The following is a 24,769-nucleotide window of genomic DNA, read 5'->3' as shown; positions in this document are numbered from 1 at the left end:
ACACATCTTTATGTGCGGAATTGTCGGATACATCGGGAAGCGGGATGTCGCCCCGCTGCTCCTGGAGGGCCTTCAGCGCCTCGAGTACCGCGGCTACGACTCGGCGGGCCTCGTCGTCACCTCTCCGAAGACGGCGGGCCTGAAGATGGTCAAGGCCAAGGGCCGGGTGCGCGACCTGGAGGCCAAGGTCCCGGCCCGCTTCAAGGGCACCACCGGCATCGCCCACACCCGCTGGGCCACCCACGGCGCCCCTTCCGACGTCAACGCCCACCCGCACATGTCGGCCGACCACAAGGTCGCCGTGGTCCACAACGGCATCATCGACAACGCCTCCGACCTGCGCCGCAAGCTGGAGGCGGACGGTGTCGAGTTCCTCTCCGAGACCGACACCGAGGTCCTCGTCCACCTGATCGCGCGCTCCCAGGCGGAGAAGCTGGAGGACAAGGTCCGCGACACCCTGCGGGTGATCGAGGGCACCTACGGCATCGCCGTGATGCACGCCGACTTCGCCGACCGCATCGTGGTGGCCCGCAACGGCTCCCCCGTCGTCCTCGGTATCGGCGAGAAGGAGATGTTCGTCGCCTCGGACATCGCCGCGCTGGTCGCCCACACGCGGCAGATAGTGACGCTGGACGACGGCGAGATGGCCACCCTCAAGGCCGACGACTTCCGCACCTACACGACCGAGGGCACCCGGACGACGGCCGAGCCCACCACGGTCGAGTGGGAGGCCGCCTCCTACGACATGGGCGGCCACGACACCTACATGCACAAGGAGATCCACGAGCAGGCCGACGCCGTGGACCGCGTGCTCCGCGGCCGCATCGACGACCGCTTCTCCACCGTGCACCTGGGCGGCCTCAACCTGGACGCCCGCGAGGCCCGCCAGATCCGCCGGGTGAAGATCCTCGGCTGCGGCACCTCGTACCACGCCGGCATGATCGGCGCCCAGATGATCGAGGAGCTGGCCCGCATCCCCGCGGACGCCGAGCCCGCCTCGGAGTTCCGCTACCGCAACGCGGTCGTCGACCCCGACACCCTCTACATCGCGGTCTCCCAGTCCGGTGAGACCTACGACGTCCTCGCGGCCGTCCAGGAGCTGAAGCGCAAGGGCGCCCGGGTCCTCGGCGTGGTGAACGTGGTCGGCTCGGCGATCGCCCGCGAGGCGGACGGCGGGATCTACGTGCACGCGGGTCCCGAGGTCTGCGTGGTGTCCACCAAGTGCTTCACCAACACCACGGTGGCCTTCGCGCTGCTCGCCCTGCACCTGGGTCGCACCCGCGACCTCTCGGTCCGCGACGGCAAGCGGATCATCGAGGGCCTGCGCAGGCTGCCCGCGCAGATCACCGAGATGCTGGAGCAGGAGGAGCACATCAAGAAGCTGGCCGAGCAGTACGCCGAGGCCCGCTCGATGCTCTTCATCGGCCGCGTCCGGGGCTACCCGGTGGCCCGCGAGGCCTCCCTGAAGCTCAAGGAGGTCTCCTACATCCACGCGGAGGCCTACCCCGCCTCCGAGCTCAAGCACGGCCCCCTGGCCCTGATCGAGCCGGCCCTGCCCACGGTCGCGATCGTCCCCGACGACGACCTGCTGGAGAAGAACCGCGCCGCCCTGGAGGAGATCAAGGCCCGCAGCGGCCGGATCCTGGCCGTGGCACACCAGCACCAGGAGAAGGCCGACGAGACGATCGTCGTGCCGAAGAACGAGGACGAGCTGGACCCGATCCTGATGGGCATCCCGCTCCAACTCCTCGCCTACCACACGGCGTTGGCCCTGGGCCGGGACATCGACAAGCCGCGCAACCTCGCGAAGTCGGTGACGGTGGAGTAGGCGGGCAAGCGCCCCCGACGGAACGGACCCCCACGTGATGCCACTTGGCACGGGGGGTCCGTCTCGGTTGCCGGGAAGCCGCCCAACTCCCCAGCCGGCGCAGCCAGTCGGGGCCGTCACGCCCTGACCGGCAGCCCATGACCGCTATATGCCCTTCACAAGGGCACAAACACCTCTACGCGCGAGTAGGTTGACACATCCCACCAGGGAGAACAGCGCGTTACGGAATCACTATGACGGGCCGCTTCGCCCGCTTGGCCAGCCGCCCCGCGACGGAGCCGAAGATGCGCCCGACGATGCCGTGGGTGGAGCCGACGACGATCGCGTCCGCCTCGTACTCCCGCCCGACCTCCTCGAGTTCGTGGCAGATGTCACCGCCGCGCTCGACGAGGATCCAGGGCACCTCGGCCAGGTAGTCCGCGCAGGCGAGCTCCAGGCCGAGCACCTCGGTGCGGTGGTCGGGGACGTCGACGAAGACCGGTGGCTCGCAGCCGGCCCACACGGTGGTGGGCAGCCGGTTGGCGACATGCACGATGATCAGGCCGGAGCCCGAGCGATGGGCCATGCCGATCGCGTACGCGAGGGCGCGCTCGCTCGATGTGGAGCCGTCGAACCCGACGACGACGCCGTGCTTGAAGGCGGGGTCGCAGGAATGGCGTGGCTCTTCCGCCGCCAGGGGCTCGGCCGCCGTGGGGTCGGCGACGGGCCGCTTGCGGTCCGCTGGTTCGGAGAATTCGTGACCGGCCATGGCTGTCTCGGCGTCGTGATCCTTATATGGGAGGGACGGCCCTGTGCGGCGGAGCTGTGTCCGGGAATCGTCTTTCCCGGCCCATACCCCCAAGGGTACGGCGGCACGCCTCCTTAGCCCAGATCCCGCCCTCGCTCTGTGGGGGTTCCAGGGAGCATGCACGAGGGGGCGCCCGTAACGCAATGGTTGCTGCGCTGTACAGGCGGTTTGCACAGGATTCACGCGCCGGTCCCCTGCCCGGCTCCCGGCCCGGCCCCCGGACGGCCCCTCGACACAGTGACCGACGGGTCGAACACGCGTTGAACCCGTGAGCCACGCCGCGGGGAGACGCCACAGGGAGCATGCGATGACCGGACACCGACCGCCCTCCGAGGACTCCAGCACGGACGTGGTCCGCTGGGCGGCCTTCAGCTGCGTCCTCGTCCCCGTGGTGCTGGTCTGGTACGGCACCTCGCTCGCCGGCGCCACCGGCACCGCGCTCGGCCTCGCCGCCGTGACGGCCGTCTGCCGTATCCTCCTGCGCCAGTCGGAGCGCGGCGCGGCCCGCCTGCACGCGGAGGAACGGGCACCCCACCGTGGCCGCCGTCACAGGAGCGGTGCCGGGGCCCGTCGAGGCGGTCGTCACACCGGGGGAAACACCGGGGGAAACACCAGGGGAAGCGGACCGGTCGGCTGACCGGTTTCCATGCACCGGGACGATTCTTTTCAGCCAACTTCCGCGTTGGGCGTGTCCCTTGCCCCGACCACCCCTCAACCCCCGTTCCACCTGCACGGATAGGGTCCAGAGGGTCCCGCGCACCCTACGTGGATGAGCCACTGCCACAAGGCGCACTTCCCTGCACGGCCCGTGAGTGCAACGCTTCGTGATCGAATGCTTTACGCCAAGTTGCCAAGTCGACAATGTGCCGGATGACGAACTGGTCACGCCGACACCACGGGACACAGTAGATTCGATCTTGACGTCTTACGGCGGGGGACTCGTGCCGGACCGAGGGGAAACGTGCTGGAGCGACATGCCCGACAAGTTAGGGGCGCCGCGACCACCGAGGGGGGCTTAGCAGTATGAGCCACGACTCCACTGCCGCGCCGGAAGCCGCGGCCCGGAAGCTCTCCGGGCGACGCCGCAAGGAGATCGTCGCCGTGCTGCTGTTCAGCGGCGGCCCCATCTTCGAGAGTTCCATACCGTTGTCGGTGTTCGGGATTGACCGCCAGGACGCCGGCGTGCCGCGCTACCGCTTGCTGGTGTGCGGCGGCGAAGAAGGCCCACTGCGGACCACAGGGGGCCTGGAACTCACCGCGCCGCATGGCCTGGAAGCGATCTCACGCGCGGGCACGGTCGTCGTGCCGGCCTGGCGCTCGATCACTTCTCCGCCACCGGAGGAGGCGCTCGACGCACTGCGCCGGGCGCATGAAGAGGGTGCCCGCATCGTGGGCCTGTGCACCGGCGCCTTCGTGCTGGCCGCCGCGGGCCTGCTGGACGGCCGCCCCGCGACCACCCACTGGATGTACGCGCCGACGCTGGCCAAGCGCTACCCGTCGGTGCACGTCGATCCACGCGAGCTCTTCGTGGACGACGGCGACGTACTGACCTCGGCCGGTACCGCGGCCGGAATCGACCTCTGTCTCCACATCGTGCGGACGGACCACGGCAACGAGGCGGCCGGCGCGCTGGCCCGCCGGCTGGTGGTCCCGCCGCGCCGCTCGGGCGGTCAGGAGCGCTACCTCGACAGGTCTTTACCGGAGGAGATCGGCGCCGACCCGCTCGCCGAGGTCGTCGCCTGGGCGCTGGAACACCTCCACGAGCAGTTCGACGTGGAGACGCTCGCCGCGCGCGCGTACATGAGCCGTCGTACCTTCGACCGCCGCTTCCGCTCCCTGACGGGCTCGGCCCCGCTCCAGTGGCTGATCACCCAGCGGGTGCTCCAGGCGCAGCGGCTGCTCGAGACGTCGGACTACTCGGTGGACGAGGTCGCGGGGCGCTGCGGCTTCCGCTCGCCGGTGGCGCTGCGCGGGCACTTCCGGCGCCAGCTGGGCTCGTCCCCGGCCGCCTACCGGGCTGCCTACCGGGCGCGCCGGCCGCAGGGCGACAAGCCCGTGGTGGACAGCGACGGTCCGGTCGGCGGCCCGACGGGTCCCGCGCCCAGCCCACCGGTGCAGCTGCACCCGGAGGGCGGCCCGGTCCCGCTCCAGACCCGCCGCACCCCGGCGCCCGTCGGCCCGCCGTCGGAGAACGGCCGCGAGCTGTACGCCACGGGTCGGGTAGGTCTGCCGGGGCAGCGCAGCGGAGCGTGACTTTCTCGACGCCGGGCGGGCACTTCAGCCCGTCCGGCGTTCGAGGACGAGGCCCTTTCGGGGCCGAAGCGGGGGTCTGGGGGCGGCAGCCCCCCCGTGAGACGTTCACTGCGACACCGGGCCACCCAAAAGCGGACGCCAGCTTTAGGGTGGTCGCATGAACGATCGCATGGTGTGGATCGACTGCGAGATGACCGGCCTCTCGCTGTCCGACGACGCGCTCATCGAGGTTGCCGCCCTCGTCACCGACTCCGAGCTGAACATCCTCGGCGACGGTGTGGACATCGTCATCCGTCCGCCGGACCAGGCGCTGGAGACGATGCCGGAGGTGGTGCGTCAGATGCACACCGCGTCCGGACTGCTCGACGAGCTGTCCGGCGGCACCACGCTCGCCGACGCCGAGGAGCAGGTCCTCGCCTACGTCCGCGAGCACGTCAAGGAGCCCGGCAAGGCCCCCCTGTGCGGCAACTCGGTCGGTACCGACCGCGGTTTCCTGCTCCGGGACATGCCCACCCTGGAGGACTACCTCCACTACCGCATCGTGGACGTCAGCTCCGTGAAGGAGCTCGCCCGGCGCTGGTACCCCCGGGCCTACTTCAACAGCCCGGAGAAGAACGGCAACCACCGTGCCCTCGCCGACATCCGCGAGTCCATCGCGGAGCTGCGCTACTACCGCGAGGCGATCTTCGTCCCGCAGCCCGGACCGGACTCCGACACGGCGAAGACGATCGCCGCGAAGCACGTCCTGCCTGCGCGGTAAACGCGGGCGCGAGCACCCCTTCGGACCCTGTACACTTTTTCTCGGCCGGTCAGGGAAACCCGGACAGCCGAACATGGTGGGTGTAGCTCAGCTGGTAGAGCACCTGGTTGTGGTCCAGGATGCCGCGGGTTCGAGTCCCGTCACTCACCCTCGTCACCTCAGCCGGTGACCCTGGAGACAGGGTCACCGGCTGAGGTCGTTTCAGAAGCCGGTCGCCTTCAGGGCGGTCCGCGCGGTCTTGCGGAAGGCCGCGACCAGGCGGCTGCGGTCGTCGGTGCGGGTGGCGAGGACCACGTGGGACGGGTCGACGCCGTGCAGGGGGACCGCGGTGACATCGGGGCGCAGGGCGCCGGCCCGGGGCAACGCCGTGATGGCCAGGGCCTGTCCGGAGGCGACGAGTTCGAACTTGTCCTCCAGGGCGTCGGCCAGGGGCCCGTCGGGTGCCGGGCGGCCGTCCGGCCGGGGGTCGATGCGCCAGTACGCGTTCCAGGCCGGGTCGGCCACCCGGACCAGCGGCTCGTCGGCGATGTCGTCGAGGGTGACGGACTCCTTACTGGCGAGCCGGTGGCCGACCGGCAGCACCAGGACCCGGGGCTCCTCGTAGAGGACCGTCACCTGCGCGCCCTCGGTCGGGAAGGGCAGCCGGGTCACCAGGACGTCGACCTTGAGCTCGGGCAGGGCTGTCGTCCGCTCGGTCCAGTCGACGTGCGCGGTCCTGACATCGGCGTCCGGGAACCGCTCGCGCAGGGCGCGCACCGCCGAGGTGACGATGATCCCCGCGGTGTAGCCCACGGTGATCCGGCTCGGCTCGGCGGCCGCCCGGGTCAGGCTCGCCGCCTGGTCCGCCGCCCGCAGCAGCGCCCTCGCCCGGGGCAGGAAGACCTCCCCCGCCTCGGTGAGCCCGCTGCCCTGCGGGGTCCGCTCCAGCAGTCGCGCGCCCAGCTGCTGCTCCAGGCGCCGGATCTGCCGGCTCAGCGACGGCTGGGTGATGTGCAGCGCTTCGGCGGCCCGGCCGAAGTGCCGGTGCTCGGCGACGGCCGTGAAGTAGCGGACCAGCCGCAGGTCGAGGTCGGTCATGCCTGAAGCGTACGCCCACGTCACGGGCGCTTTTCGGTACATGGCAGCCCTCACCTGCGGTGATGCCTGATCCGTATTGCGTGATGCGAAACAGGCTTTGGACGGCTGCGGTGCCGGCTTCGCACGCTGGAGGGGCATTCACTCGTCACAGCGAAGGAACACCATGCGTGTATTCGTCACCGGCGCCTCCGGATTCATCGGTTCCGCCGTCACCCGCGAACTGCTCGACGCCGGGCACGAGGTCCTCGGCCTGGCCCGTTCGGACCGGTCCGCCGAGGCCGTGAAAGCCGCCGGAGCGGAGGTGCACCGCGGCGATCTGGACGACCTCGACAGTCTGCGCCGGGGCGCCGAGGCGGCCGACGGCGTCGCCCACCTGGCCTTCATCCACGACTTCACGAACCTGACCGTGTCCGGTGAGGCCGATCTGCGGGCGATCGAGGCCATGGGCGAGGTGCTCGAAGGCACCGGGAAGCCGCTCGTCGTCACCTCGGGCCTGCTGACCGCGCCGGGGCGCGTGGGCACCGAGGAGGATCCGGCCGACCCGGACTCCCCCGCCAAGCACCGGCACGCCTCGGAGCTCGCGACGCTCGCGCTGGCCGAGCGCGGGGTGAGCTCGTCGGTGCTGCGGCTTCCTCCGAGCGTGCACGGCGAGGGCGACTACGGCTTCGTGCCCATGTTCATCGACTTCGCGCGTGAGAAGGGTGTCTCGGCCATGGTGGACGAGGGCGCCAACCACTGGGCGGCCGTCCACCGCCTCGACGCGGCCCGGCTGTTCCGGCTGGCCCTGGAACAGGCACCGGCGGGCGTACGGCTGCACGCGATCGGGGACGAGGCGGTGCCGTTCCGGGAGATCGCCGAGACCATCGGGCAGGGCCTCGGCGTGCCCGTCACGAAGGTGGCCGCCGAGAACGCGACGGACCACTTCGGGTGGCTCGGCCGCTTCGCCTCCATCGACATGCGGGCGTCCGCCACGCTCACCCGGAAGCTGCTCGGCTGGCAGCCGGAGCACCCCGGCCTGATCCCGGACCTGGAGGCGGGCCACTACTTCAGGACGACGACCTGAGCGCTACGGCTCCGCGGGCTGCGCGGCCGTAGCGGAGCCGTCCGTCCGCGTGCCGGGACCGGTCGGTGCGGACGCGGCCGCCAGGACGAGCCGACGGACGGCGTCACGAACCCCCGGGCCCCTGGACGGCGTCACGCCCCCCGGCGCCGAGTCGGACGTGCTGCTCGGATGATCCTTGTGTTCAACCTCTTGACGCAGCAGGTCAGGACGACGTCCGGTGCACCAGCTCCGTGGCCAGGACCACCTGCCTGCGTTCCAGCCCCCGGGACACCGCCGGACGGCGGTCCGCGATCTCCGTGAGGAGCAGGTCGATCATGCGGCGGCCCATCTCCTCGATGGGCTGGCGGACACTGGTGAGGGGCGGGTCCATGTGGCGGGCTATCGCGGAGTCGTCGTAGCCGACCAGCGCCACGTCCGAGGGGATGCGGCGGCCCTCCTCGCGCAGCACCTGGCGGGCGCCCGCCGCCATGACGTCGGAGCCGGCGAAGACGGCGTCCAGGTCGGGGCGGCGGGCCAGCAGCTTCGTCATGGCGCGGCGGCCGCCCTCCTCGGTGAAGTCACCGGGCTCGATGAGGCGTTCGTCCACCTCGTGGCCCGCGTCGAGCAGCGCGTCCCGGTACCCGTCGACGCGGCGCTGGGCGCCGTACACGTCGAGGCGGCCGGTGATGTGGGCGATCGTGCGGCGGCCGCCGGCCAGGAGGTGCTCCACGGCTGAGCGGCCGCCGCCGTAGTTGTCGGAGTCCACCGACGGGAGCGTCTCCGCCGCCGAGCGCGGACCGCTGATCACCGCGGGGATCTCCAGCTGGGCCAGCAGGTCGGGGAGCGGGTCGTCGGCGTGGACCGAGACCAGCAGGACGCCGTCGACCCGGTGCGCGGCCAGGTACTGGGCGAGGCGGCGGCGTTCGCGGTCGCTACCCGCGAAGATGAGCAGCAGCTGCATCTCGGTCTCCGAGATCTCCGCGCCCACGCCCTTGAGCATGTCCGAGAAGTACGGCTCGGCGAAGAACCGCGTCTCCGGCTCCGGCACGACCAGCGCGATCGCGTCCGTACGGTTGGCCGCCAGGGCGCGCGCGGCCGTGTTCGGGACGTAGCCGAGCTCCGCCACCGCGGCCTCGACCGCGGCGCGGGTCGCGTCGCTGACCCGGGGCGAACCGTTGATCACCCGCGACACGGTGCCCCGGCCCACGCCGGCGCGCGCGGCGACCTCTTCGAGGGTGGGCCGGCCACCGCTCCGGTTCCGCGCTCCGTGGCTTGCCATGGGCTCCGCCTTCCCCGCCGTGTCTCTTAGCTGGCCTGGAATCTAACAGTCCCGCCCGATGAGCTGGACGTCACCGGGGCTGCCGCCCCCACACCCCCGCTTCGGCCCGAAGGGCCTCGTCCTCAAACGCCGGACGGGCCGAGGTGGTCCAGTTAACGGGCTGATAACTGAACGCATCTCCCCGCGCCGACTCCCTTGACACCCTCGCTCCGACCCGCGAACCTTCAACACATCACCGATGGGAGCGCTCCCACGGTACCTGACACATAAATATCCCGCACGTTCCCCGCCCGAGCCGCAGCTTGAACGAACGGGCCCAACAACGCAGTTGGCCGGGGGGTCGGCACGTCAGGCAACAGGAGGACGCAATGCGCACGACTACCCGCCGGTCCCACCGGCTGTTGGCCCTGGCGGCCGTCGCCGCACTGACCACCGGAGTACTGGCCGGCTGTGCCGGCGACTCCGACGACGGTGACTCGTCGGGCTCGGGCAACAACGCCGGAGGCGGCAAGACCACACTGACCATCGGCACCTTCGGTGTCTTCGGTTACAAGCAGGCCGGACTCTACGACGAGTACATGAAGTCGCACCCCGACATCACCATCAAGGAGAACGTCACCACCCGTACCGACGTCTACTGGCCGAAGGTCCTCACCCGGCTCCAGGCCGGCTCCGGCACCGACGACATCCAGGCCATCGAGGTCGGCAACATCACCGAGGCCGTGCAGACGCAGGGCTCCAAGTTCGTCGACCTGGGCAAGGACGTCGACAAGTCGCAGTGGCTGGACTGGAAGAACGCCCAGGCCACCACCCCCGACGGCAAGCTCATCGGACTCGGCACCGACATCGGCCCGATGGCCATCTGCTACCGCAAGGACCTGTTCCAGAAGGCCGGTCTGGAGACCGACCGCACCAAGCTCGCCGCGCAGTGGAAGGGCGACTGGAACAAGTACGTCGACCTCGGCAAGCAGTACATGAAGAAGGCGCCGAGCGGCACCAAGTTCGTGGACTCCGCCTCCTCCGTGTACAACGCGGTCCTCAACGGCGAGAGCGAGCGCTACTACGACAAGAGCGGCAAGGTCGTCTGGGACAAGTCCGCCGGTGTGAAGAACGCCTGGGACGTCGCGATGTCCGTGGCGACCAGCAACATGTCGGCGAAGCTCAAGCAGTTCGACAAGCCGTGGGACCAGGGCTACGCGAACGGCACCTTCGCCACCGTGGCCTGCCCCGCCTGGATGATCGGCTACATCCAGGAGAAGTCCGGTGAGGCCGGCAAGGGCAAGTGGGACGTGGCGGCCGCGCCGACCGCGGGCAACTGGGGCGGCTCCTTCATCGGCGTGCCGACGGCGGGCAAGCACCAGAAGGAGGCCATCGAGCTCGCGAAGTGGCTGACCGCGCCCGAGCAGCAGGCCAAGGTCTTCGCCAAGCAGGCCAGCTTCCCGTCGACCCCGTCGGCGTACTCCACGCTGAAGGCGGCTACCGCCACCACGGAGTTCTTCAGCAACGCGCCGATCACCCAGATCTTCTCCGACTCGGCGAAGACGATCCCGGCGCAGATCTTCGGCGTCAAGGACCAGCCGATCAACACCGCGCTGACCGACATCGGCATCCTCCAGGTCGAGCAGAAGGGCAAGTCCCCTGAGCAGGGCTGGGACGCTGCCACGAACGAGATCAAGGACGTGCTCGGCCAGTGACAAGCCCCAAGCAGGCACTCGCGCATCCCGCGTCGAGCGTCGAGGCCGCGCCCGGCTCCCAGCCGGGCGCGGCCCGGGGCGCTCACGGTGGCGGTACCCCGCCCAAGGGCCCGAGCCCCTGGCGGAGCAAGCTGTACCGCTGGGACATGAAGGCATCCCCGTACGTCTTCATCGCCCCCTTCTTCGTCATCTTCGGGGCGTTCTCGCTGGTCCCGCTGCTGTACACGGCCTGGTACTCGCTGCACGACGTGCAGCTGTCCTCGCTGGACACCCAGACGTGGGCGGGCCTGGACAACTACCAGAACCTGCTCAGCTCGGACTTCTTCTGGAACGCCCTCAAGAACACCTTCACCATCGGTGTGATCTCGACCGTGCCGCAGCTGATGGCGGCGATCGGCCTCGCGCACCTGCTCAACTACAAGCTGCGCGGCTCGACCGTCTGGCGGGTCGTGATGCTGACCCCGTACGCCACCTCGGTGGCGGCGGCGACCCTCGTCTTCACGCTGCTGTACTCGTGGGACGGCGGCATGGTCAACTGGCTGCTCGACTTCGTCGGCATCGACCCGATCAACTGGCGTGAGTCCGACTGGGGTTCGCAGTTCGCGGTGTCCTCCATCGTGATCTGGCGGTGGACCGGCTACAACGCGCTGATCTACCTCGCGGCGATGCAGGCGATCCCGGCCGACCTCTACGAGTCCGCGGCGATCGACGGGGCCAACCGCTGGCAGCAGTTCATCCATGTCACGGTCCCGCAGCTTCGGCCCACCATCCTGTTCACGGTGGTCGTCTCCACCATCGGCGCGACCCAGCTCTTCGGTGAGCCCCTGCTGTTCGGCGGGGTCAGCGGGTCCAAGGGCGGCTCCGAGCACCAGTACCAGACGCTCGGCCTGTACATGTACGACCAGGGCTGGATCATCGGCAACCTCGGCAAGGCGTCCGCGATCGCCTGGTCGATGTTCCTGATCCTGTTGATCATCGCCGCGATCAACCTGCTGGTCACTCGACGGCTGAGGAAGTCCCAATGACCACCAGTGAACTGACGCTCCCTCAGACCTCCAAGCGGTCGTCCCGTCGGGTGATGGGCGCGGGCAAGCAGCTGCACGCCGGCCCGATGACCTACGTCGTCCTCGCGGTCTTCGCGCTGGTCTCGCTCGCACCCCTGGTGTGGACGGCGATCGCGGCCTCGCGCACCGACCGCAGGCTCGCCGAGACCCCGCCGCCGCTGTGGTTCGGCGGGAACCTGTTCAAGAACATGCAGACGGCGTGGGACGAGGCCGGTCTCGGCACCGCGATGCTCAACAGCGTGATCGTGGCGGGCGCCATCACCATCAGCACGGTGCTGTTCTCCACGCTCGCCGGCTTCGCCTTCGCCAAGCTGCGGTTCAAGTTCTCGGGCTTCCTGCTGCTGCTGACGATCGGCACCATGATGATCCCGCCGCAGCTGGCGGTCGTACCGCTGTATCTGTGGATGGCGGACCTCGGCTGGTCGAACCAGCTCCAGACGGTCATCCTGCCCACGCTCGTGACGGCCTTCGGCACGTTCTTCATGCGGCAGTACCTGGTGCAGGCGCTGCCGACCGAGCTGATCGAGGCGGCGCGGGTGGACGGCGCGAGCAGCATCCGGGTGGTGTGGCACGTGGTCTTCCCGGCCGCGCGCCCGGCGATGGCCGTGCTCGGCCTGCTGACCTTCGTGTTCGCCTGGAACGACTTCCTGTGGCCGATCATCGCCCTGAACCAGCAGAACCCGACCGTGCAGGTCGCCCTCAACTCGCTCGGCACGGGCTATGTCCCCGACCAGGCCGTGATCATGGCGGGCGCGCTGCTCGGCACGCTGCCGCTGCTGATCGCCTTCCTCCTGTTCGGCAAGCAGATCGTGGGCGGCATCATGCAGGGCGCGATCAAGGGCTGACGCTCCGTCATACTCCCTTTGCCCTACGGCTCCTGGGGCCGGACCGGCGCTGCTCCGGCCCCCTCCTCCCCACTCCCCCTCCCCCCCTCTATCAGTCGGTCTTTCGACGACCTCCGATGGGAGCGCTTCCATGCCTGATTCCGCAGCACCGGAGACCCCGGTGACCTTTCCCCCCGCCTTCCTCTGGGGTGCCGCGACCTCCGCGTACCAGATCGAGGGGGCGGTGCGGGAGGACGGCCGTACGCCCTCCATCTGGGACACCTTCAGCCACACGCCCGGCAAGACCGCGGGCGGCGAGCACGGTGACATCGCTGTCGACCACTACCACCGCTACCGCGACGACGTGGCGCTCATGGCCGACCTGGGCCTGACCGCGTACCGCTTCTCGGTCTCCTGGTCCCGGGTGCAGCCGACCGGCCGGGGCCCCGCGGTCCAGCGGGGCCTCGACTTCTACCGGCGGCTGGTGGACGAGCTGCTCGCGCACGGCATCAAGCCGGCCGTGACGCTCTACCACTGGGACCTTCCGCAGGAGCTGGAGGACGCGGGCGGCTGGCCGGAGCGCGACACCGCCTACCGCTTCGCGGAGTACGCGCAGATCGTCGGGGAGGCGCTCGGCGACCGGGTGGAGCAGTGGATCACCCTCAACGAGCCCTGGTGCGCGGCCTTCCTGGGCTACGCCTCCGGCGTGCACGCCCCCGGCCGCACCGACCCGGCGGCCTCACTGCGGGCGGCGCACACGCTCAACCTGGCGCACGGACTGGGGACTTCGGCGCTGCGTGCCTCGATGCCGGCCCGCAACTCGGTCGCGCTCAGCCTCAACTCCTCGGTGGTGCGGCCCCTTTCGCAGGACCCGGCGGACCTGGCCGCGGCGCAGAAGATCGACGACCTGGCCAACGGGGTCTTCCACGGGCCGATCCTGCACGGGGCGTACCCGCAGACGCTGTTCACGGCGACGGAGCTGATCACGGACTGGTCGTTCGTCGAGGACGGCGACCTCGCCCTGATCAACCAGCCGCTCGACGCGCTCGGCCTCAACTACTACACGCCCGCGCTGGTCTCGGCCGCCGACCCGGAGACCAACGCCCCGCGCGCCGACGGCCACGGCAGCAGCGACCACTCCCCGTGGCCGGGCGCCGACGACGTCACGTTCCACCAGACGCCGGGTGAGCGTACGGAGATGGGCTGGACGATCGACCCGACGGGCCTGCACGACCTGATCATGCGCTACACGCGCGAGGCCCCGGGCCTGCCGCTGTACATCACGGAGAACGGCGCGGCCTACGACGACAAGCCCGACCCCGACGGCCAGGTCCACGACCCCGAGCGGATCGCCTACCTGCACGGCCACCTCGCCGCGGTCCGCCGCGCGATCGCCGACGGCGCGGACGTCCGCGGCTACTACCTGTGGTCCCTGCTGGACAACTTCGAGTGGGCGTACGGCTACGAGAAGCGTTTCGGCGCGGTCTACGTGGACTACACGACGCTGGAACGGACACCCAAGTCCAGTGCCCTCTGGTACGGCCGAGCAGCCCGCACGGGCACCCTCCCGGAGGTGGAGGGGGCCCAGGGCGTCTAGCCACCACGAAGGCGGGGGAATCCGGGGCGCGGCAGCCGAGGGGGGTGCCGCGCCCCGGCGTTTCACCTGGTTCAGGGACTGCCCGGCACCGCGAGCGGCGGTGCCCGCGGGGATCTCAGGCTTCGGCTCCGCCGAGGAGTCGGCGGGTTGTTTCCACGCCCCACTGGTCCAGGGACAGCAGGCGGTCGCTGGAGGCCATCAGGCCGGCGGTCTTCTCCACGTGGGCGGCCCAGCGCTCGCGGGTCTCCACGGCGGGGCGGGCCATCAGGCAGTCGGGGTCGTTGACCCACAGGCGGCCGTGCTGCCACTGGCGGCCGGTGCCGGTGAACTCGGCCGGGTCCTGGCCGGGCTGGCTGAAGTCGTCGGCCTCGGGACGCCGGTGCGGGGCCGTGTCGGGGCTGACCCGCATCGCGTCGAACAGGCCGATGGAGGGCAGGATCGGCGCGCCGCAGCCCAGCAGGTACGCGTCCGCGCCGATCGCCTCGCGGATCAGCTCGATGCCGGAGCGGTACGCCGTGAGGGCGTCCACCCCGGCATGCCGTACGCCTTCCAGGGCGCCGGCGTACAGGAAGTCGACCTTGAAGTAGTCGTAGCCCTCGGACCGCAGCACCCGGAACACGTCCGCGAGGTAGGCCGCGGCCTCCGGGTGGGTGGTGTCCAGCACGCACAGGTCGTGGCCCCAGTTGCGGCCCGCGTGCAGGAAGCCTCCGTCGAGGTCCTCGACCAGCCAGTCGGGGTGCTCGGCGGCCAGGTCGCTCGCCGGGTCGACCAGGAAGGGGGCGGTCCAGATGCCGGCCCTGCGGCCCCGCGCCCGGATCGCGTCGGCGATGCCCTCGCGGGAGCGGAAGCGGCCCGAGAGGGTGAGCCAGTCGCCGAGGGCCTTCTGGTAGCCGTCGTCGATCTGTACGACGTCGACGGGCAGGTCGAGGGTGTCCATCGCACGGAGGTTCTCGTGGATGTCGTCCTCGGTGACCTCCGTGAAGTACTCGTACCAGGAGCACCAGACGGTGGGCGCCGGGCGCGGGGTCCCGACCCCGAGTCCGGCGGCCCACTCGGCCAGCGTCGCCTGGATGTCCGTGCCCGTGTACTCCTTCACCGGACCGTCGGCGGTGACCTCGGCGGTGTCCCCGGCCACGGTCAGGCGGATCGACGGGACCGCACGCGTCGGTTCCGTCGCCGCCCACAGCCGTACCGGCGACCCGTCCCCCGGGTCGAGCGCCAGCAGCCCCTCGCCCTGGAAGGTGCCTTCGGGGACGGTGACGCCCGGCCGGTAGCAGACCGTCGCCCAGTTGTCGTTCGTCGGGCGGTACGGCTTGTCGCCGAGGGCGTACGCCCCGCTGGGGCTCCAGGACTGCCAGCCCTCCTCGTGGACGCGGGCCCTGCGCGGGTCCACGGGCACGGAGGCGACCGGGGTGAAGGGGTGGGGCACGGTGGTTCTTTCTCGAGTGGCGGGGGATCAGCCCTTGTTGGCGCCGAGGGTCAGTCCGCTGACGAACTGGCGCTGGAGTACGAAGTAGACGATCAGGGTGGGGATGGCGGTGAGGAGGGCGCCGGCGGCGACCAGGTTGGGGTCGGTGAAGTACTGGCCGGAGAGGTTGTTGAGCGCCGAGGTGATCGGCATGTTCTCCCCGGTGGAGATCAGGACGATGGCCCAGAAGAAGTCGTTGTAGATCCAGATGGACAGCAGGGTGCCCAGGGCGGCCATGGCCGGTTTGCACAGCGGGAGCACGATCTGCCAGTACATCCGCCACACCGATGCCCCGTCGACGAGGGCGGCCTCGGTCAGCTCGTGGGGGAGCATCCGCATGTAGTTGCTGAGCACGAAGGCGCAGAACCCGGACTGGAACGCGACATGGATCAGCACCAGGCCGAGCGCGGAGTCGTAGAGCTTGCCGCTCATGGTGATGCCGGGCAGGTCGACGAGGAGGTAGAGCCGGTACAGGGGGGTGATGATGACCTGCTGGGGGAGCAGGTTGCCGGCGGTGAAGACCAGCAGGAGGGCGATGTTGAGGCGGAAGTCGAAGCGGGAGACGTAGAAGGCGACCATCGACGACAGCAGCAGCGTGATCAGTACCGCGGGGATGGCGATGATCAGCGTGTTGCCGAGGTAGTGGAGCATGTCGGACTGCTGGAAGGCGTTGGTGAAGTTGTCGAAGGTCAGCTTGTCCGGCCAGGACACGTAGCCCTTGTTGCTGGTCTCGCTGTAGGGGCGCAGGGCTGCGTAGATCGCCCAGAGCAGGGGGGCGAGCCAGGCCAGTGCGGTGCCGGCGAGGAAGACGTGCAGCAGGATCCGGGCGGGGCGGATCGGCGTCCTGGTCTTGAGAGCGAGGGTGCTCATGCCTGCCGCTCCTTCCGGAAGGTCGCGATCAGGTAGGGGATGATGACCGCGAGGGAGATGACCAGCAGGACCACGGCGATCGCGGAGCCGTAGCCGATCCGGCTGGACTCGCCGATGATGTTGTTGGTGATCAGGATCGACAGCAGTTCGGTGCCCTGGGCGCCCTTGTTGAAGACGAAGACCAGGTCGAAGGCGCGCAGCGCCTCGATGATGGTGACCACCAGCACGACGGTGTTGGTGGGGCGCAGGGTGGGGAAGATGACGTTCTTGAAGGTCTGCCACTCGTTGGCGCCGTCCAGCGAGGACGCCTCGCGCAGGGAGGGGTCGACGCCCTTCAGGCCGGCGAGGTAGAGGATCATCATGTAGCCGGTGTGGCGCCAGGACGCGGCGATCAGCACGGCCCACAGGTTGAGTTTGGGGTCGCCGATCCAGTCGATGTAGTGGCCGGGCTTGTTCGCGCCGATGAGGCTGTTGATCAGGCCGGTGTCGGGGTTGTAGACCAGCTGCCACACGAACCCGGTGACCGCCAGGGAGACCACGACCGGCAGGAAGAACGCGGTCTGGTAGAGGCGGGAGAAGCGGATCTTCTTGTCCAGCTGGACGGCCAGGAACAGGCCGAACGGGGTCGGGACCAGGATGAGCACGACGAACCAGATGACGTTGTGCTCGACGGCCGGCCAGAACTGCGGGTTGTCGGTGAACAACTGACGGAAGTTGTCCAGGCCGACCCACTTGATCGAGTCGAAGCCGATCCCGTCCCAGCTGGTGAAGGCCAACGCGATGGACGCCAGCGCGGTCACCCACACCAGCGCCACGTGCAAGATCGTGGGCACGCCCGCCATGAAGCCGAGCGTGATGCGATCACGGCGGGTCAGCAGGCGCTTGTGCCCCTGCGGGACCCGCTTGGTGACAGGGGCAGGGCCCGAAGGCGGCACCGCGGCCGCCTCCGGGCTCTTCGAGGTCGTGTCGGTAGTCATTCTGCCGCTCAGCTCAGGAGGACGCGAAGATCGTCTTCTTCTGGCGTTCGATCGAGGACAGCAGACTGTCGACGCCCTTGGGGTTCTGGAGGAACTTCTGCAGCGAGGGCTGCATCACCGTCGAGGTGAAGTCCGGACGCGAGTCACGGTCCATGAACTGCGTCAGGGTCTTGGCCCCCGAGATCATCTCGAACGCCTTCTTCTGCAGCGGCGAATACGAGGCCGTGGACGCCTTGTTCGAGGCCGCCACCACACTCGGGTCGCCCTTGAGGTAGGTCTCCTCGGCCGCGGGCGTGCCCAGGTACTCCATCAGCTTGACGACACCGTCGTGGTTCTTCGGGGACTTGGAGACCATGAAGCCGTCGGTCGGCGCCTCGACGGTGTCCTGCCCGTACGCCGGGTTGATCTCCGGGAAGGCGAAGAAGTCCAGGTCGTCCAGGTCCGCCTTGTTGGTGAACTGCTGCGCCACGAACGTGCCCAGCAGGTACATGCCCGCCTTCTTCGCCACCAGCGTCTGCGCCGCGTCCTGCCAGGTGCGGCCCATGAAACCGTCCTGGTGGTACGGCAGCAGCTCCGCCCAGTGATCGAAGGCGGCCTTGACCTTGGCGTCCGTCCACGCGGCCTTGCCCGCCATCAGCTGGGTGTGGAAGTCGTAGCCGTTGAGCCGGAAGTTGATCTGGTCGAAGGTGCCCATCGCCGGCCACGCGTCCTTGTCGCCGAACGCGATCGGCACCAGGCCGTCCTTCTTCATCTGCTTGCACAGCGCGACCAGCTGGTCCCACGTGGTGGGCACCTGGTAGCCGTGCTGAGCGAAGACGCTCTTGCGGTAGAAGACCGCCCACGGGTACGTGGTCATCGGCACGAAGTAGTACTTGCCGTCCGCGCCCTTGGACAGCTTCTTCATCGCGTCGGGGAAGTTGCCCCCGATCTTCTCCCACACGTCGTCGATCGGCGAGGCGAGGTTCTTGGCCGCGAAGAACTGCATCCGGTACCCGGCGAACCACTTGAACACGTCGTCCGGCGTGCCCTGGAGGTAGGAGTTGATCTGCTCCTGGAAGGTGTTGTGGTCCTTCGTGTTCACCTTGACGGTGAGGCCGGACTGCTTCTGGAAGGCCGCGTAGACGTCCGCGTACGCCTTCTTCGGCACGGCGTCCGAGTCGTTGGAGCCGACACTGACGGTCTTGGGGTCCGAGGAGCTGCCGCTGCTGCCGCAGGCGCTCAGCAGAGGTATGCCGGCACCGAGCAGGGCGGCGCCGCCGATGCCCTTGAGAACGCCACGGCGGCTGGCGGAGGGAAGGGAGGACGAAAGGTCACGCATGTACGGCTCCTGGGGCAGGGGTCCGGTCATGGAGGGATTCGAAGACCGGTCGTAATCGACCAGAAATCAACTTGACCGAACACGGTGGCGTAATGACAGCCGTATGTCAGGTCAACCGTCAAGACCCTTCAGGTCCCATTTGTCGAAACGTGACCGACACCTTTGCGCGCCCTCGTGCGTCCCATGGAATCGTCAGTTGTAGGCGGCGAACGCCTTCGAGAAAGCGAAGGTGTCCTGAGCGATCGAGCTACAGGTGGCGTCAGCGTAGTTCTTCGCGCCGCCCGCGCACTGCTTGTCACGCGTCGCTGACCACATCGACAGCGAACCGAGACCCTTCTCCTCGGCGAAGGCCACCAGCTGGGTCGCGTCGTCGACCGTGAAGATCTCCGAGGCCACGTCGTTCACCCCGATCATCGGCGTGACCGCGACCGTCTTCCAGGCGGCGCTGTCGGACAGCCCCAGCACGCTCCTGACCTGCGCCTGAGTGGCTGTGGCGGCCTGCTCGGCGTACGTGCCCATGTCGCCGCTGTACGAGGCCCCGTAGTCCATCGCCATGATGTTGACCGCGTCGATCTGCACGCCGTTGGCCTTCGCGTCGGCGAGGAGGTCCACCCCGTCCTGGGTCAGGCCCTCGGGCATGACCGGCAGCGTGTAGGAGACGTCCAGGCCGGGGTGGCGGGCCTGGAGCTTCGCGATGGCCTGCGCCCGCCGGGTGTTCGCGGCCGTGTTCGGCAGCGCGCCGCCCTCCACGTCGAAGTCGACCTTGGTCAGGCCGTACGCGTCCACGACCTTCCCGTACGCCGCCGCCAGCGCGTCCGCCGAGGAGCAGGCCGTGGCGAGCTCCGAGCCGGAGGCCCCGCCGAAGGAGACCCGGACGTCACCGCCCTTCGCCCGCAGCGCACCGATCTGCGCGGCCACCGCGTCGCTCGTGAGGTCGGTCACCCCGCCCCACTTGGGCGTGCAACCGCCGCCGTCGGTCACGAAGGCCAGGTTGTAGTCCTTCACGCCGGTGGCCGCGGCGCTCGCGAGGAGGTCGAAGGCGGGGTAGAGGGAGGTGTCGACGTACGGGGCGAAGCCGGCGGTGGTGCCGGTTCCTGTGCTGGTGCTCTGCGAGGGCGAGGCCGTCGGGGTGGGAGTGGCGGCCGGCGTCGACGGGGGTGCGGCTGTGGGCGTGGGGGACTGCGTCGGGCGGCCGGTGGGTTCCGGAGTCGCCGTGCCGTCGGCGGAGCACGCGGTGCCGTCGACGCGGCAACCCGTCGGATCCGCGGTGCCGTTGACGACGAAGCCGACGGTGACGGACTCCCCGGGCGCGAGTCCGTCGGTGTCCCACTTCGCCGACGTCACCGTGACGTGCTGTCCGCTCACCGCCGACTCGGCGTTCCACAGCGAGCTCAGCCTCGTGCCCGACGGCAGGTCGAACTCCAGCTTCCAGTCCCTGTCGGCGCCGGTGCTGTTGTTGGTGACCACGTACTGCGCGGTGTAACCCGTCGACCAGTCACTGGTCTTCGTGTACGCGGCGCCGACCCCGGCCGCCTGGGCGGTACCGCTCAGAACGACCGCGCCGGTCCCCACCACGGCGGCCGCGACCACCCCGCCGATCACCTTGTTCCTGCCGCTCACCTTGCGTCCATGCATGCTCATGAGGCGGCACGCTAGCGAGCCGGAATCGGGCAAATAACCTGATCAGGACGGGGGTTGAGGATCTTAGGGCGCGCTTAAGGAAGGGATCGGGATCGGTTAAAGGTCGAGACCAATCTGCCCGTACGGCGTCGGCGCACCCGGTGTCCCCGGCGCACCGGCTCCCGCCCGTCCAGCTGGATCCAGACCCGCACCTCGGTCCCGCCCAGCACCGACGATCCGATGCGGACGTCCCCGCCGGTCGACTCGGCGAGCCGGCGCACGATGTCGAGCCCGAGCCCGGTCGACCCGGCGCTGCCGGATCCCCGCCCGCGTGCCATCGCGGCCTCGGGGTCCCGGATGCCGGGGCCGGCGTCGGAGACGAGCACGATCACGGCGTCCTCGCCGTTGTGCACGTCGACCGCGAAGGCGGTGCCCTCCGCGGTGTGCCGGAAGACATTGCCGAGCAGGGCGTCCAGCGCGGCCGCGAGGTCCGCCCGGGCGACGGGTATGCGCACCGGCCGCTCGGTGCCGGCGACCCGCCACTTGCGGCCCTCGTCCTCGGCGAGCGCCGACCAGAACCCCATCCGCTCCCGGACCACCTCGGCCGCGTCGCACCCGGCGCCGGGCCCGGCCGCCGCGGTCTGCGGCTTGGCCTCTCGCGCGGTGCGGATGATGGTGTCGACCTCGCGCTCCAGCTGCGCGACCGCCGCCCGGGTCTGCTCGGCGGCCGGACCGTCCCCGAGCGAGGCCGCGTTCAGCCGCAGCACGGTCAGCGGGGTGCGCAGCCGGTGGGACAGGTCCGCGGCCAGCTCCCTCTCGTTCGCCAGCAGTTGGACGACCTGGTCGGCCATGGAGTTGAACGCGACGGCCGCCAGCCGGAGTTCGGTCGGCCCCTCCTCCGGTACCCGCGCGCCCAGCTTCCCCTCCCCCAACTCGTGGGCGCCCTCGACGAGTTTCTGCGCGGGCTGCACCATCCGCACGCCGAGCCGGTCGGCGACCGCGACCGAGCCGACGACCAGTGCGATGCCGACGCCCGCGAGGACCGCCCAGGCGGTCGCGACGCCGTTGCTGACCTCCGCCTCGGGGACGTACACCTCGACGACGGCGATCTGGCCGGAGCTGAGCGCGACGGGCTGGAGCAGGATGGAGCCGCCGGGCACCTCGGTGGTGGAGGCGCGGCCGAGCCGTCGCACGGTCGCGATGTCCTCGTCGGCGGCCCGCTGCCGCCCGATGTCGAGGGCTTTCTGACCGCCCTTCGGGTCGCCGCCGGCCGCCGCATCGCCCTTCTGGTCACCGTCGGCCGGTATGTGGACGGCCATCCCGGAGTCCGAGCCGGCCGAGGCGACGACGCGCTCCAGCTGGTCGCGGTCGGTGGTGATGGACAGGGCCGGGGCGACGGCGGCGGCCTGGCGCTCGGCGTTGGAGAAGGCGCGGTCCCGGGCCATCTCCTTGATGACGAGACCGAGCGGGATCGCGAAGGCGACCACGACCATGGTGGTGACCGCCAGGCAGACCTTGACCAGTGCCCATCTCATAGCGGCGGCTCCAGCTTGACCCCGACGCCCCGCAGGGTGTGGAGATAGCGGGGCTGTGCGGCGGTCTCCCCCAACTTCCGCCTGAGCCAGGAGAGATGGACGTCGATCGTCTGGTCGTCGCCGTAGGACTGCTGCCAGACCTCCGCGAGGAGTTCCTTGCGGGGGACGACCACGCCGGGGCGGGCGGCGAGGAAGGCGAGCAGGTCGAACTCGCGGCGGGTGAGGTCGAGTCGGACGCCGTCCAGCTCGGCCTGGCGGCGCAGCGGGTCGACGCTCAGGCCGCCGACGCGCAGCACGCTCTCCGGCGGGGCGTCGCCGCCGGCGGCTCGGGACCGCCGTAGGACGGCCGACATCCGGGCGGAGAGGTGCTCGACGGAGAAGGGCTTGGTGAGGTAGTCGTCCGCCCCGGCGTTGAGCAGGCGGACGATCTCCGTCTCGTCGTCCCGCGCGGTGGCGATGATCACCGGCACGTCGGTGATCCCGCGCAGCATCTTCAGGGCCTCGGAGCCGTCCAGGTCGGGCAGACCGAGGTCCAAAATCACCACGTCGAAACGGAAATGGGCGACCTCGCGCAGCGCCTCCAGCGCCGTCCCGACGCTGCGCACGGTGTGTGCCGCGTCGGTCAGGTGCCGGATGAGCGCCGAACGAACGAACTGGTCGTCCTCGACCACGAGCACACTTGCCATGCGCCGCACCGTACGCGATTCGGGCGAGCGCGGTCGGGGCCTGTGGACAACTCAGTCCGGGTGCGGCCCGTGGGACGCGTGAGGCAGTATGGCGGGCGATGCGCAGAGGACTCGTACACGTACTTGCCTGGCTGCTCGCCACGGGCGCAGCGGTCACGCTGTCGTGGTGGGGTGTCCACACGGTCATGGCGGGCACGGCCTACGACCCGCCCCGCGCCCTGCCCATCGCGACGGCCGAGGCGACCACGCAGGAGTCGAAGCCGCTGGCGTCCCGGACGCCCACCCCGACTAGACGCGCGGTCCCCTCGAAGAGCCCGTCGCCGACGCCGAGCGCCACGACCGCTCGGCCGACCCCCTCGAAGAGCCCGTCTCCCACCGCCTCCGGCCAGGTCAAGAGTTACGACACGGACGGTGGCCGGGCGGTCTTCGACCTCGGCGAGACCTCGGCGACCCTGGTCTCCGCGACCCCCGGCACGGGCTGGTCGATGCAGGTGTGGAAGACGGAGTCGTGGATCAGGGTGGAGTTCTCCTCGGGCGCGGACCGGGTGTCGGTGTTCTGCACCTGGCACGACGGCCCGCCGCGGGTGGAGATCGGGACGTACTGACTCAGCGGAACACCGAGGGCGGTGGCGCCGGTGAGGCCACGGCCTTCGCGTCCGTCACGGGTACGGCCCCGCCGGTGAAGTCGAGGAGCGACTTGCCGTGTTCGACGCGGCCCGGGTGCGGGTCGGAGGCGGCCCGGCGGGTCAGTTCGGCGACCGGCAGGGGGGTGTCGGAGGCGACCAGGACGGCGTTGCCGAAGCGCTTGCCGCGCAGCACGGTCGGGTCGGCCACCAGGGCGAGTTCGGTGAAACGGGCGGCGGCGGTGGCGATCTGGCCGCGGAGGTGGGCGAGCGGCGGTCCGTCGGCGAGGTTCGCGGCGTAGTGGCCGCCCGGTTTGAGGGCCCTGCGGACCTCGTCGAGGAACTCGGTCGAGGTGAGGTGCGCGGGAGTTCTGGCGCCGCTGAACACGTCGGCGATCACGAGGTCGGCCCAGCCGTCGGCGACCTTGGCGAGGCCCTCGCGGGCGTCGACGGACCGCACCCGTATCCGCGCGGTCGGGTCCAACGGGAGCTTCCGCCGGACCAGTTGCACGAGGGCGGCGTCCCGCTCGACGACCTGCTGGGTGGAGCGGGGGCGGGTCGCGGCGAGGTAGCGGGCGAGGGTGAAGGCGCCGCCGCCGAGGTGCACGGCGCGCACGGGCTTGCCGGCCGGGGCGGCGAGGTCGATGACGTGGCCGAGGCGGCGCTGGTACTCGAAGGAGAGGTGGCGGGGGTCGTCCAGGTCCACGTGGGACTGGGGGGCGCCGTCGATGAGCAGGGTCCAGGCGTTTGGCCGTTCCCGGTCGGGGATGAGTTCGGCGAGGCCGCCGTCGACTGGTTCCACAACGGGTTCGGCGACGGCCTTGTCACGCCTCTTGGACTTGCCCATAACGCCATTATCTGCGGCGGAGGGTCGTCTCGCGTCTGCGGGCCGGTGGGGGCTGGTCGCGCCCCGCGGCGGAGCCGCGGATCGATACGGTCCCGCGCCCCTGAGGGGTGGGTGCAGTCACTGGCAGTTGTCCGCGGCCTCGATCAGTCTCGCCGCCTCGTCCAGTGCTGCCCGTAGCACTGCCGGGTCCGTCGCCAGATCGGCGTCTCCCGGTGGCAGCAGCCAGTCGGCGCCCTCCACCGGTGGCTCAGGAGCGAGCCGTAGCCCCCGGCCGTCGGTCTCCGTGCAGGTACTGCCCGGCACGTCCCACCCCGCCGCCGTCCCCGGTGGTACCAGGAAGCCCAACGTCTGGCCGCCGTCGTCGTGCAGCACCGGTCCCACGCCGTCCCCCACCCCCCGCCGCAGGATGTCGACGGCCTCCAGGCCGTGTCGCGTCGGTACCGTGACCACGTCACAGCTGATCTCCATCGCGGCCTCCATCAAGGAACCCTCGTCCGACTCCATGGGGTTCAACGCGCGCCCGCGTCAACGGCTACGGCGCAAGTCCGCCGCAAAGGATGGCAGTTCATGGCAGATCTCGGATGAGATATCCGGTTTGTAGCCAAACCCCGCGTGGCGGC

The 24,769-nt window shown here is 70.1% G+C and carries 22 protein-coding genes and 1 tRNA gene; 11 read left to right on the top strand and 12 right to left on the bottom strand.

Features of this window, described 5'->3' with window-relative positions:
• Positions 1–10 precede the first annotated feature (10 nt).
• Positions 11–1,828 carry a glutamine--fructose-6-phosphate transaminase (isomerizing) gene (glmS, locus tag OHN19_RS27455; RefSeq protein ID WP_330266746.1) on the top strand — a complete coding sequence of 606 codons (1,818 nt, stop codon included), beginning with the start codon at positions 11–13 and terminating at the stop codon, positions 1,826–1,828.
• 220 nt (positions 1,829–2,048) lie between these two features.
• Here glmS and OHN19_RS27450 read toward each other — a convergent pair whose 3' ends face one another.
• A complete protein-coding gene (locus tag OHN19_RS27450) occupies positions 2,049–2,576 on the bottom strand; it encodes a universal stress protein (protein ID WP_030314189.1) in 528 nt (175 codons plus the stop codon).
• Positions 2,577–2,922: 346 nt separating this feature from the next.
• On the opposite strand from OHN19_RS27450, the gene OHN19_RS27445 reads away from it, so the two are divergent.
• From OHN19_RS27445 to OHN19_RS27430, 4 genes are all read left to right on the top strand, one after another.
• Positions 2,923–3,252, top strand: coding sequence for a hypothetical protein (locus OHN19_RS27445; protein WP_330266745.1), 330 nt, complete (start codon positions 2,923–2,925; stop codon positions 3,250–3,252).
• Positions 3,253–3,638: 386 nt separating this feature from the next.
• Positions 3,639–4,868 (top strand): GlxA family transcriptional regulator, encoded by a 1,230-nt coding sequence (locus OHN19_RS27440; RefSeq protein ID WP_330266744.1) that lies wholly within the window; start codon positions 3,639–3,641, stop codon positions 4,866–4,868.
• Positions 4,869–5,025: 157 nt separating this feature from the next.
• Positions 5,026–5,628 (top strand): oligoribonuclease, encoded by a 603-nt coding sequence (gene orn / locus OHN19_RS27435; RefSeq protein ID WP_028810174.1) that lies wholly within the window; start codon positions 5,026–5,028, stop codon positions 5,626–5,628.
• Positions 5,629–5,704: 76 nt separating this feature from the next.
• Positions 5,705–5,777: transfer RNA gene (locus tag OHN19_RS27430), tRNA-His, on the top strand.
• A gap of 52 nt (positions 5,778–5,829) precedes the next feature.
• Here OHN19_RS27430 and OHN19_RS27425 read toward each other — a convergent pair.
• Positions 5,830–6,705 (bottom strand): LysR family transcriptional regulator, encoded by an 876-nt coding sequence (locus tag OHN19_RS27425; RefSeq protein WP_330266743.1) that lies wholly within the window; start codon positions 6,703–6,705, stop codon positions 5,830–5,832.
• A gap of 163 nt (positions 6,706–6,868) precedes the next feature.
• On the opposite strand from OHN19_RS27425, the gene OHN19_RS27420 reads away from it, so the two are divergent.
• Positions 6,869–7,768 (top strand): SDR family oxidoreductase, encoded by a 900-nt coding sequence (locus OHN19_RS27420; protein WP_330266742.1) that lies wholly within the window; start codon positions 6,869–6,871, stop codon positions 7,766–7,768.
• A gap of 202 nt (positions 7,769–7,970) precedes the next feature.
• Here the strand turns inward: OHN19_RS27420 and OHN19_RS27415 are convergent, their stop codons facing one another.
• Complete coding sequence (locus OHN19_RS27415; RefSeq protein ID WP_330266741.1) at positions 7,971–9,026, bottom strand: LacI family DNA-binding transcriptional regulator; 1,056 nt, start codon at positions 9,024–9,026, stop codon at positions 7,971–7,973.
• A gap of 368 nt (positions 9,027–9,394) precedes the next feature.
• Between OHN19_RS27415 and OHN19_RS27410 the strand changes: the two genes are divergently transcribed.
• The 4 genes from OHN19_RS27410 to OHN19_RS27395 all read left to right on the top strand — a co-directional run bounded on the left by OHN19_RS27410 (position 9,395) and on the right by OHN19_RS27395 (position 14,205).
• A complete protein-coding gene (locus OHN19_RS27410; protein WP_330266740.1) occupies positions 9,395–10,720 on the top strand; it encodes an ABC transporter substrate-binding protein in 1,326 nt (441 codons plus the stop codon).
• The gene (locus OHN19_RS27405) at positions 10,717–11,745 is read left to right on the top strand and encodes a carbohydrate ABC transporter permease (RefSeq protein WP_123760911.1); all 1,029 of its coding nucleotides are present in this window, start codon (positions 10,717–10,719) and stop codon (positions 11,743–11,745) included. The genes OHN19_RS27410 and OHN19_RS27405 overlap by 4 nt, the downstream gene beginning before the upstream one ends.
• Complete coding sequence (locus OHN19_RS27400; protein ID WP_330266739.1) at positions 11,742–12,629, top strand: carbohydrate ABC transporter permease; 888 nt, start codon at positions 11,742–11,744, stop codon at positions 12,627–12,629. The genes OHN19_RS27405 and OHN19_RS27400 overlap by 4 nt, the downstream gene beginning before the upstream one ends.
• 130 nt (positions 12,630–12,759) lie before the next feature.
• Entirely contained in the window at positions 12,760–14,205 is a 1,446-nt protein-coding gene (locus OHN19_RS27395; protein ID WP_330266738.1) for a GH1 family beta-glucosidase, read from the top strand.
• Between the two features lie 115 nt (positions 14,206–14,320).
• Here the strand turns inward: OHN19_RS27395 and OHN19_RS27390 are convergent, their stop codons facing one another.
• The 7 genes from OHN19_RS27390 to OHN19_RS27360 form a co-directional block, all read right to left on the bottom strand.
• Positions 14,321–15,634: a glycoside hydrolase family 36 protein gene (locus tag OHN19_RS27390; RefSeq protein WP_330266737.1), complete on the bottom strand. Its 1,314-nt coding sequence runs from the start codon at positions 15,632–15,634 to the stop codon at positions 14,321–14,323.
• A gap of 27 nt (positions 15,635–15,661) precedes the next feature.
• Positions 15,662–16,543, bottom strand: coding sequence for a carbohydrate ABC transporter permease (locus OHN19_RS27385; protein ID WP_330266736.1), 882 nt, complete (start codon positions 16,541–16,543; stop codon positions 15,662–15,664).
• Positions 16,540–17,520, bottom strand: coding sequence for a sugar ABC transporter permease (locus tag OHN19_RS27380; protein ID WP_330266735.1), 981 nt, complete (start codon positions 17,518–17,520; stop codon positions 16,540–16,542). Before OHN19_RS27380 ends, OHN19_RS27385 begins: the two co-directional genes overlap by 4 nt.
• A 13-nt stretch (positions 17,521–17,533) precedes the next feature.
• Positions 17,534–18,838, bottom strand: coding sequence for a carbohydrate ABC transporter substrate-binding protein (locus OHN19_RS27375; RefSeq protein WP_330266734.1), 1,305 nt, complete (start codon positions 18,836–18,838; stop codon positions 17,534–17,536).
• 192 nt (positions 18,839–19,030) lie between these two features.
• Entirely contained in the window at positions 19,031–20,479 is a 1,449-nt protein-coding gene (locus tag OHN19_RS27370; protein WP_330266733.1) for a cellulose binding domain-containing protein, read from the bottom strand.
• A gap of 74 nt (positions 20,480–20,553) precedes the next feature.
• Positions 20,554–21,993 carry a HAMP domain-containing sensor histidine kinase gene (locus OHN19_RS27365; RefSeq protein ID WP_330266732.1) on the bottom strand — a complete coding sequence of 480 codons (1,440 nt, stop codon included), beginning with the start codon at positions 21,991–21,993 and terminating at the stop codon, positions 20,554–20,556.
• Positions 21,990–22,679 (bottom strand): response regulator transcription factor, encoded by a 690-nt coding sequence (locus tag OHN19_RS27360; RefSeq protein ID WP_330266731.1) that lies wholly within the window; start codon positions 22,677–22,679, stop codon positions 21,990–21,992. Before OHN19_RS27360 ends, OHN19_RS27365 begins: the two co-directional genes overlap by 4 nt.
• A gap of 98 nt (positions 22,680–22,777) precedes the next feature.
• Here OHN19_RS27360 and OHN19_RS27355 point away from each other — a divergent pair, with 98 nt between their 5' ends.
• Entirely contained in the window at positions 22,778–23,284 is a 507-nt protein-coding gene (locus OHN19_RS27355; RefSeq protein ID WP_330266730.1) for a hypothetical protein, read from the top strand.
• A gap of 1 nt (position 23,285) precedes the next feature.
• Here the strand turns inward: OHN19_RS27355 and OHN19_RS27350 are convergent, their stop codons facing one another.
• Positions 23,286–24,149 carry a fused MFS/spermidine synthase gene (locus tag OHN19_RS27350; protein ID WP_330266729.1) on the bottom strand — a complete coding sequence of 288 codons (864 nt, stop codon included), beginning with the start codon at positions 24,147–24,149 and terminating at the stop codon, positions 23,286–23,288.
• 117 nt (positions 24,150–24,266) lie between these two features.
• On the bottom strand, positions 24,267–24,617 hold the full coding sequence (locus tag OHN19_RS27345) for a hypothetical protein (RefSeq protein WP_330266728.1): 351 nt from the start codon (positions 24,615–24,617) through the stop codon (positions 24,267–24,269).
• Positions 24,618–24,769 lie beyond the last annotated feature (152 nt).

It is taken from the genome of Streptomyces griseorubiginosus, from assembly GCF_036345115.1.
GTDB lineage: Bacteria > Actinomycetota > Actinomycetes > Streptomycetales > Streptomycetaceae > Streptomyces > Streptomyces griseorubiginosus_C.
Note: the sequence above shows the minus strand (reverse complement) of the source record. Positions and strands in the feature narration are given on the sequence as shown.

Excerpts from the sequence above, each read along its gene's own strand:
- OHN19_RS27450 (WP_030314189.1), bottom strand. The coding sequence starts at position 2,576 with ATGGCCGGTCACGAATTCTCCGAACCAGCGGACCGCAAGCGGCCCGTC.
- OHN19_RS27385 (WP_330266736.1), bottom strand. The coding sequence starts at position 16,543 with ATGAGCACCCTCGCTCTCAAGACCAGGACGCCGATCCGCCCCGCCCGG.
- OHN19_RS27410 (WP_330266740.1), top strand. The coding sequence starts at position 9,395 with ATGCGCACGACTACCCGCCGGTCCCACCGGCTGTTGGCCCTGGCGGCC.
- OHN19_RS27400 (WP_330266739.1), top strand. The coding sequence starts at position 11,742 with ATGACCACCAGTGAACTGACGCTCCCTCAGACCTCCAAGCGGTCGTCC.
- OHN19_RS27370 (WP_330266733.1), bottom strand. The coding sequence starts at position 20,479 with ATGAGCATGCATGGACGCAAGGTGAGCGGCAGGAACAAGGTGATCGGC.
- OHN19_RS27380 (WP_330266735.1), bottom strand. The coding sequence starts at position 17,520 with ATGACTACCGACACGACCTCGAAGAGCCCGGAGGCGGCCGCGGTGCCG.
- OHN19_RS27445 (WP_330266745.1), top strand. The coding sequence starts at position 2,923 with ATGACCGGACACCGACCGCCCTCCGAGGACTCCAGCACGGACGTGGTC.
- OHN19_RS27425 (WP_330266743.1), bottom strand. The coding sequence starts at position 6,705 with ATGACCGACCTCGACCTGCGGCTGGTCCGCTACTTCACGGCCGTCGCC.
- OHN19_RS27375 (WP_330266734.1), bottom strand. The coding sequence starts at position 18,838 with ATGCGTGACCTTTCGTCCTCCCTTCCCTCCGCCAGCCGCCGTGGCGTT.
- OHN19_RS27415 (WP_330266741.1), bottom strand. The coding sequence starts at position 9,026 with ATGGCAAGCCACGGAGCGCGGAACCGGAGCGGTGGCCGGCCCACCCTC.
- OHN19_RS27345 (WP_330266728.1), bottom strand. The coding sequence starts at position 24,617 with ATGGAGATCAGCTGTGACGTGGTCACGGTACCGACGCGACACGGCCTG.
- OHN19_RS27365 (WP_330266732.1), bottom strand. The coding sequence starts at position 21,993 with ATGAGATGGGCACTGGTCAAGGTCTGCCTGGCGGTCACCACCATGGTC.
- OHN19_RS27440 (WP_330266744.1), top strand. The coding sequence starts at position 3,639 with ATGAGCCACGACTCCACTGCCGCGCCGGAAGCCGCGGCCCGGAAGCTC.
- OHN19_RS27350 (WP_330266729.1), bottom strand. The coding sequence starts at position 24,149 with ATGGGCAAGTCCAAGAGGCGTGACAAGGCCGTCGCCGAACCCGTTGTG.
- glmS (WP_330266746.1), top strand. The coding sequence starts at position 11 with ATGTGCGGAATTGTCGGATACATCGGGAAGCGGGATGTCGCCCCGCTG.
- orn (WP_028810174.1), top strand. The coding sequence starts at position 5,026 with ATGAACGATCGCATGGTGTGGATCGACTGCGAGATGACCGGCCTCTCG.
- OHN19_RS27395 (WP_330266738.1), top strand. The coding sequence starts at position 12,760 with ATGCCTGATTCCGCAGCACCGGAGACCCCGGTGACCTTTCCCCCCGCC.
- OHN19_RS27355 (WP_330266730.1), top strand. The coding sequence starts at position 22,778 with ATGCGCAGAGGACTCGTACACGTACTTGCCTGGCTGCTCGCCACGGGC.
- OHN19_RS27420 (WP_330266742.1), top strand. The coding sequence starts at position 6,869 with ATGCGTGTATTCGTCACCGGCGCCTCCGGATTCATCGGTTCCGCCGTC.
- OHN19_RS27360 (WP_330266731.1), bottom strand. The coding sequence starts at position 22,679 with ATGGCAAGTGTGCTCGTGGTCGAGGACGACCAGTTCGTTCGTTCGGCG.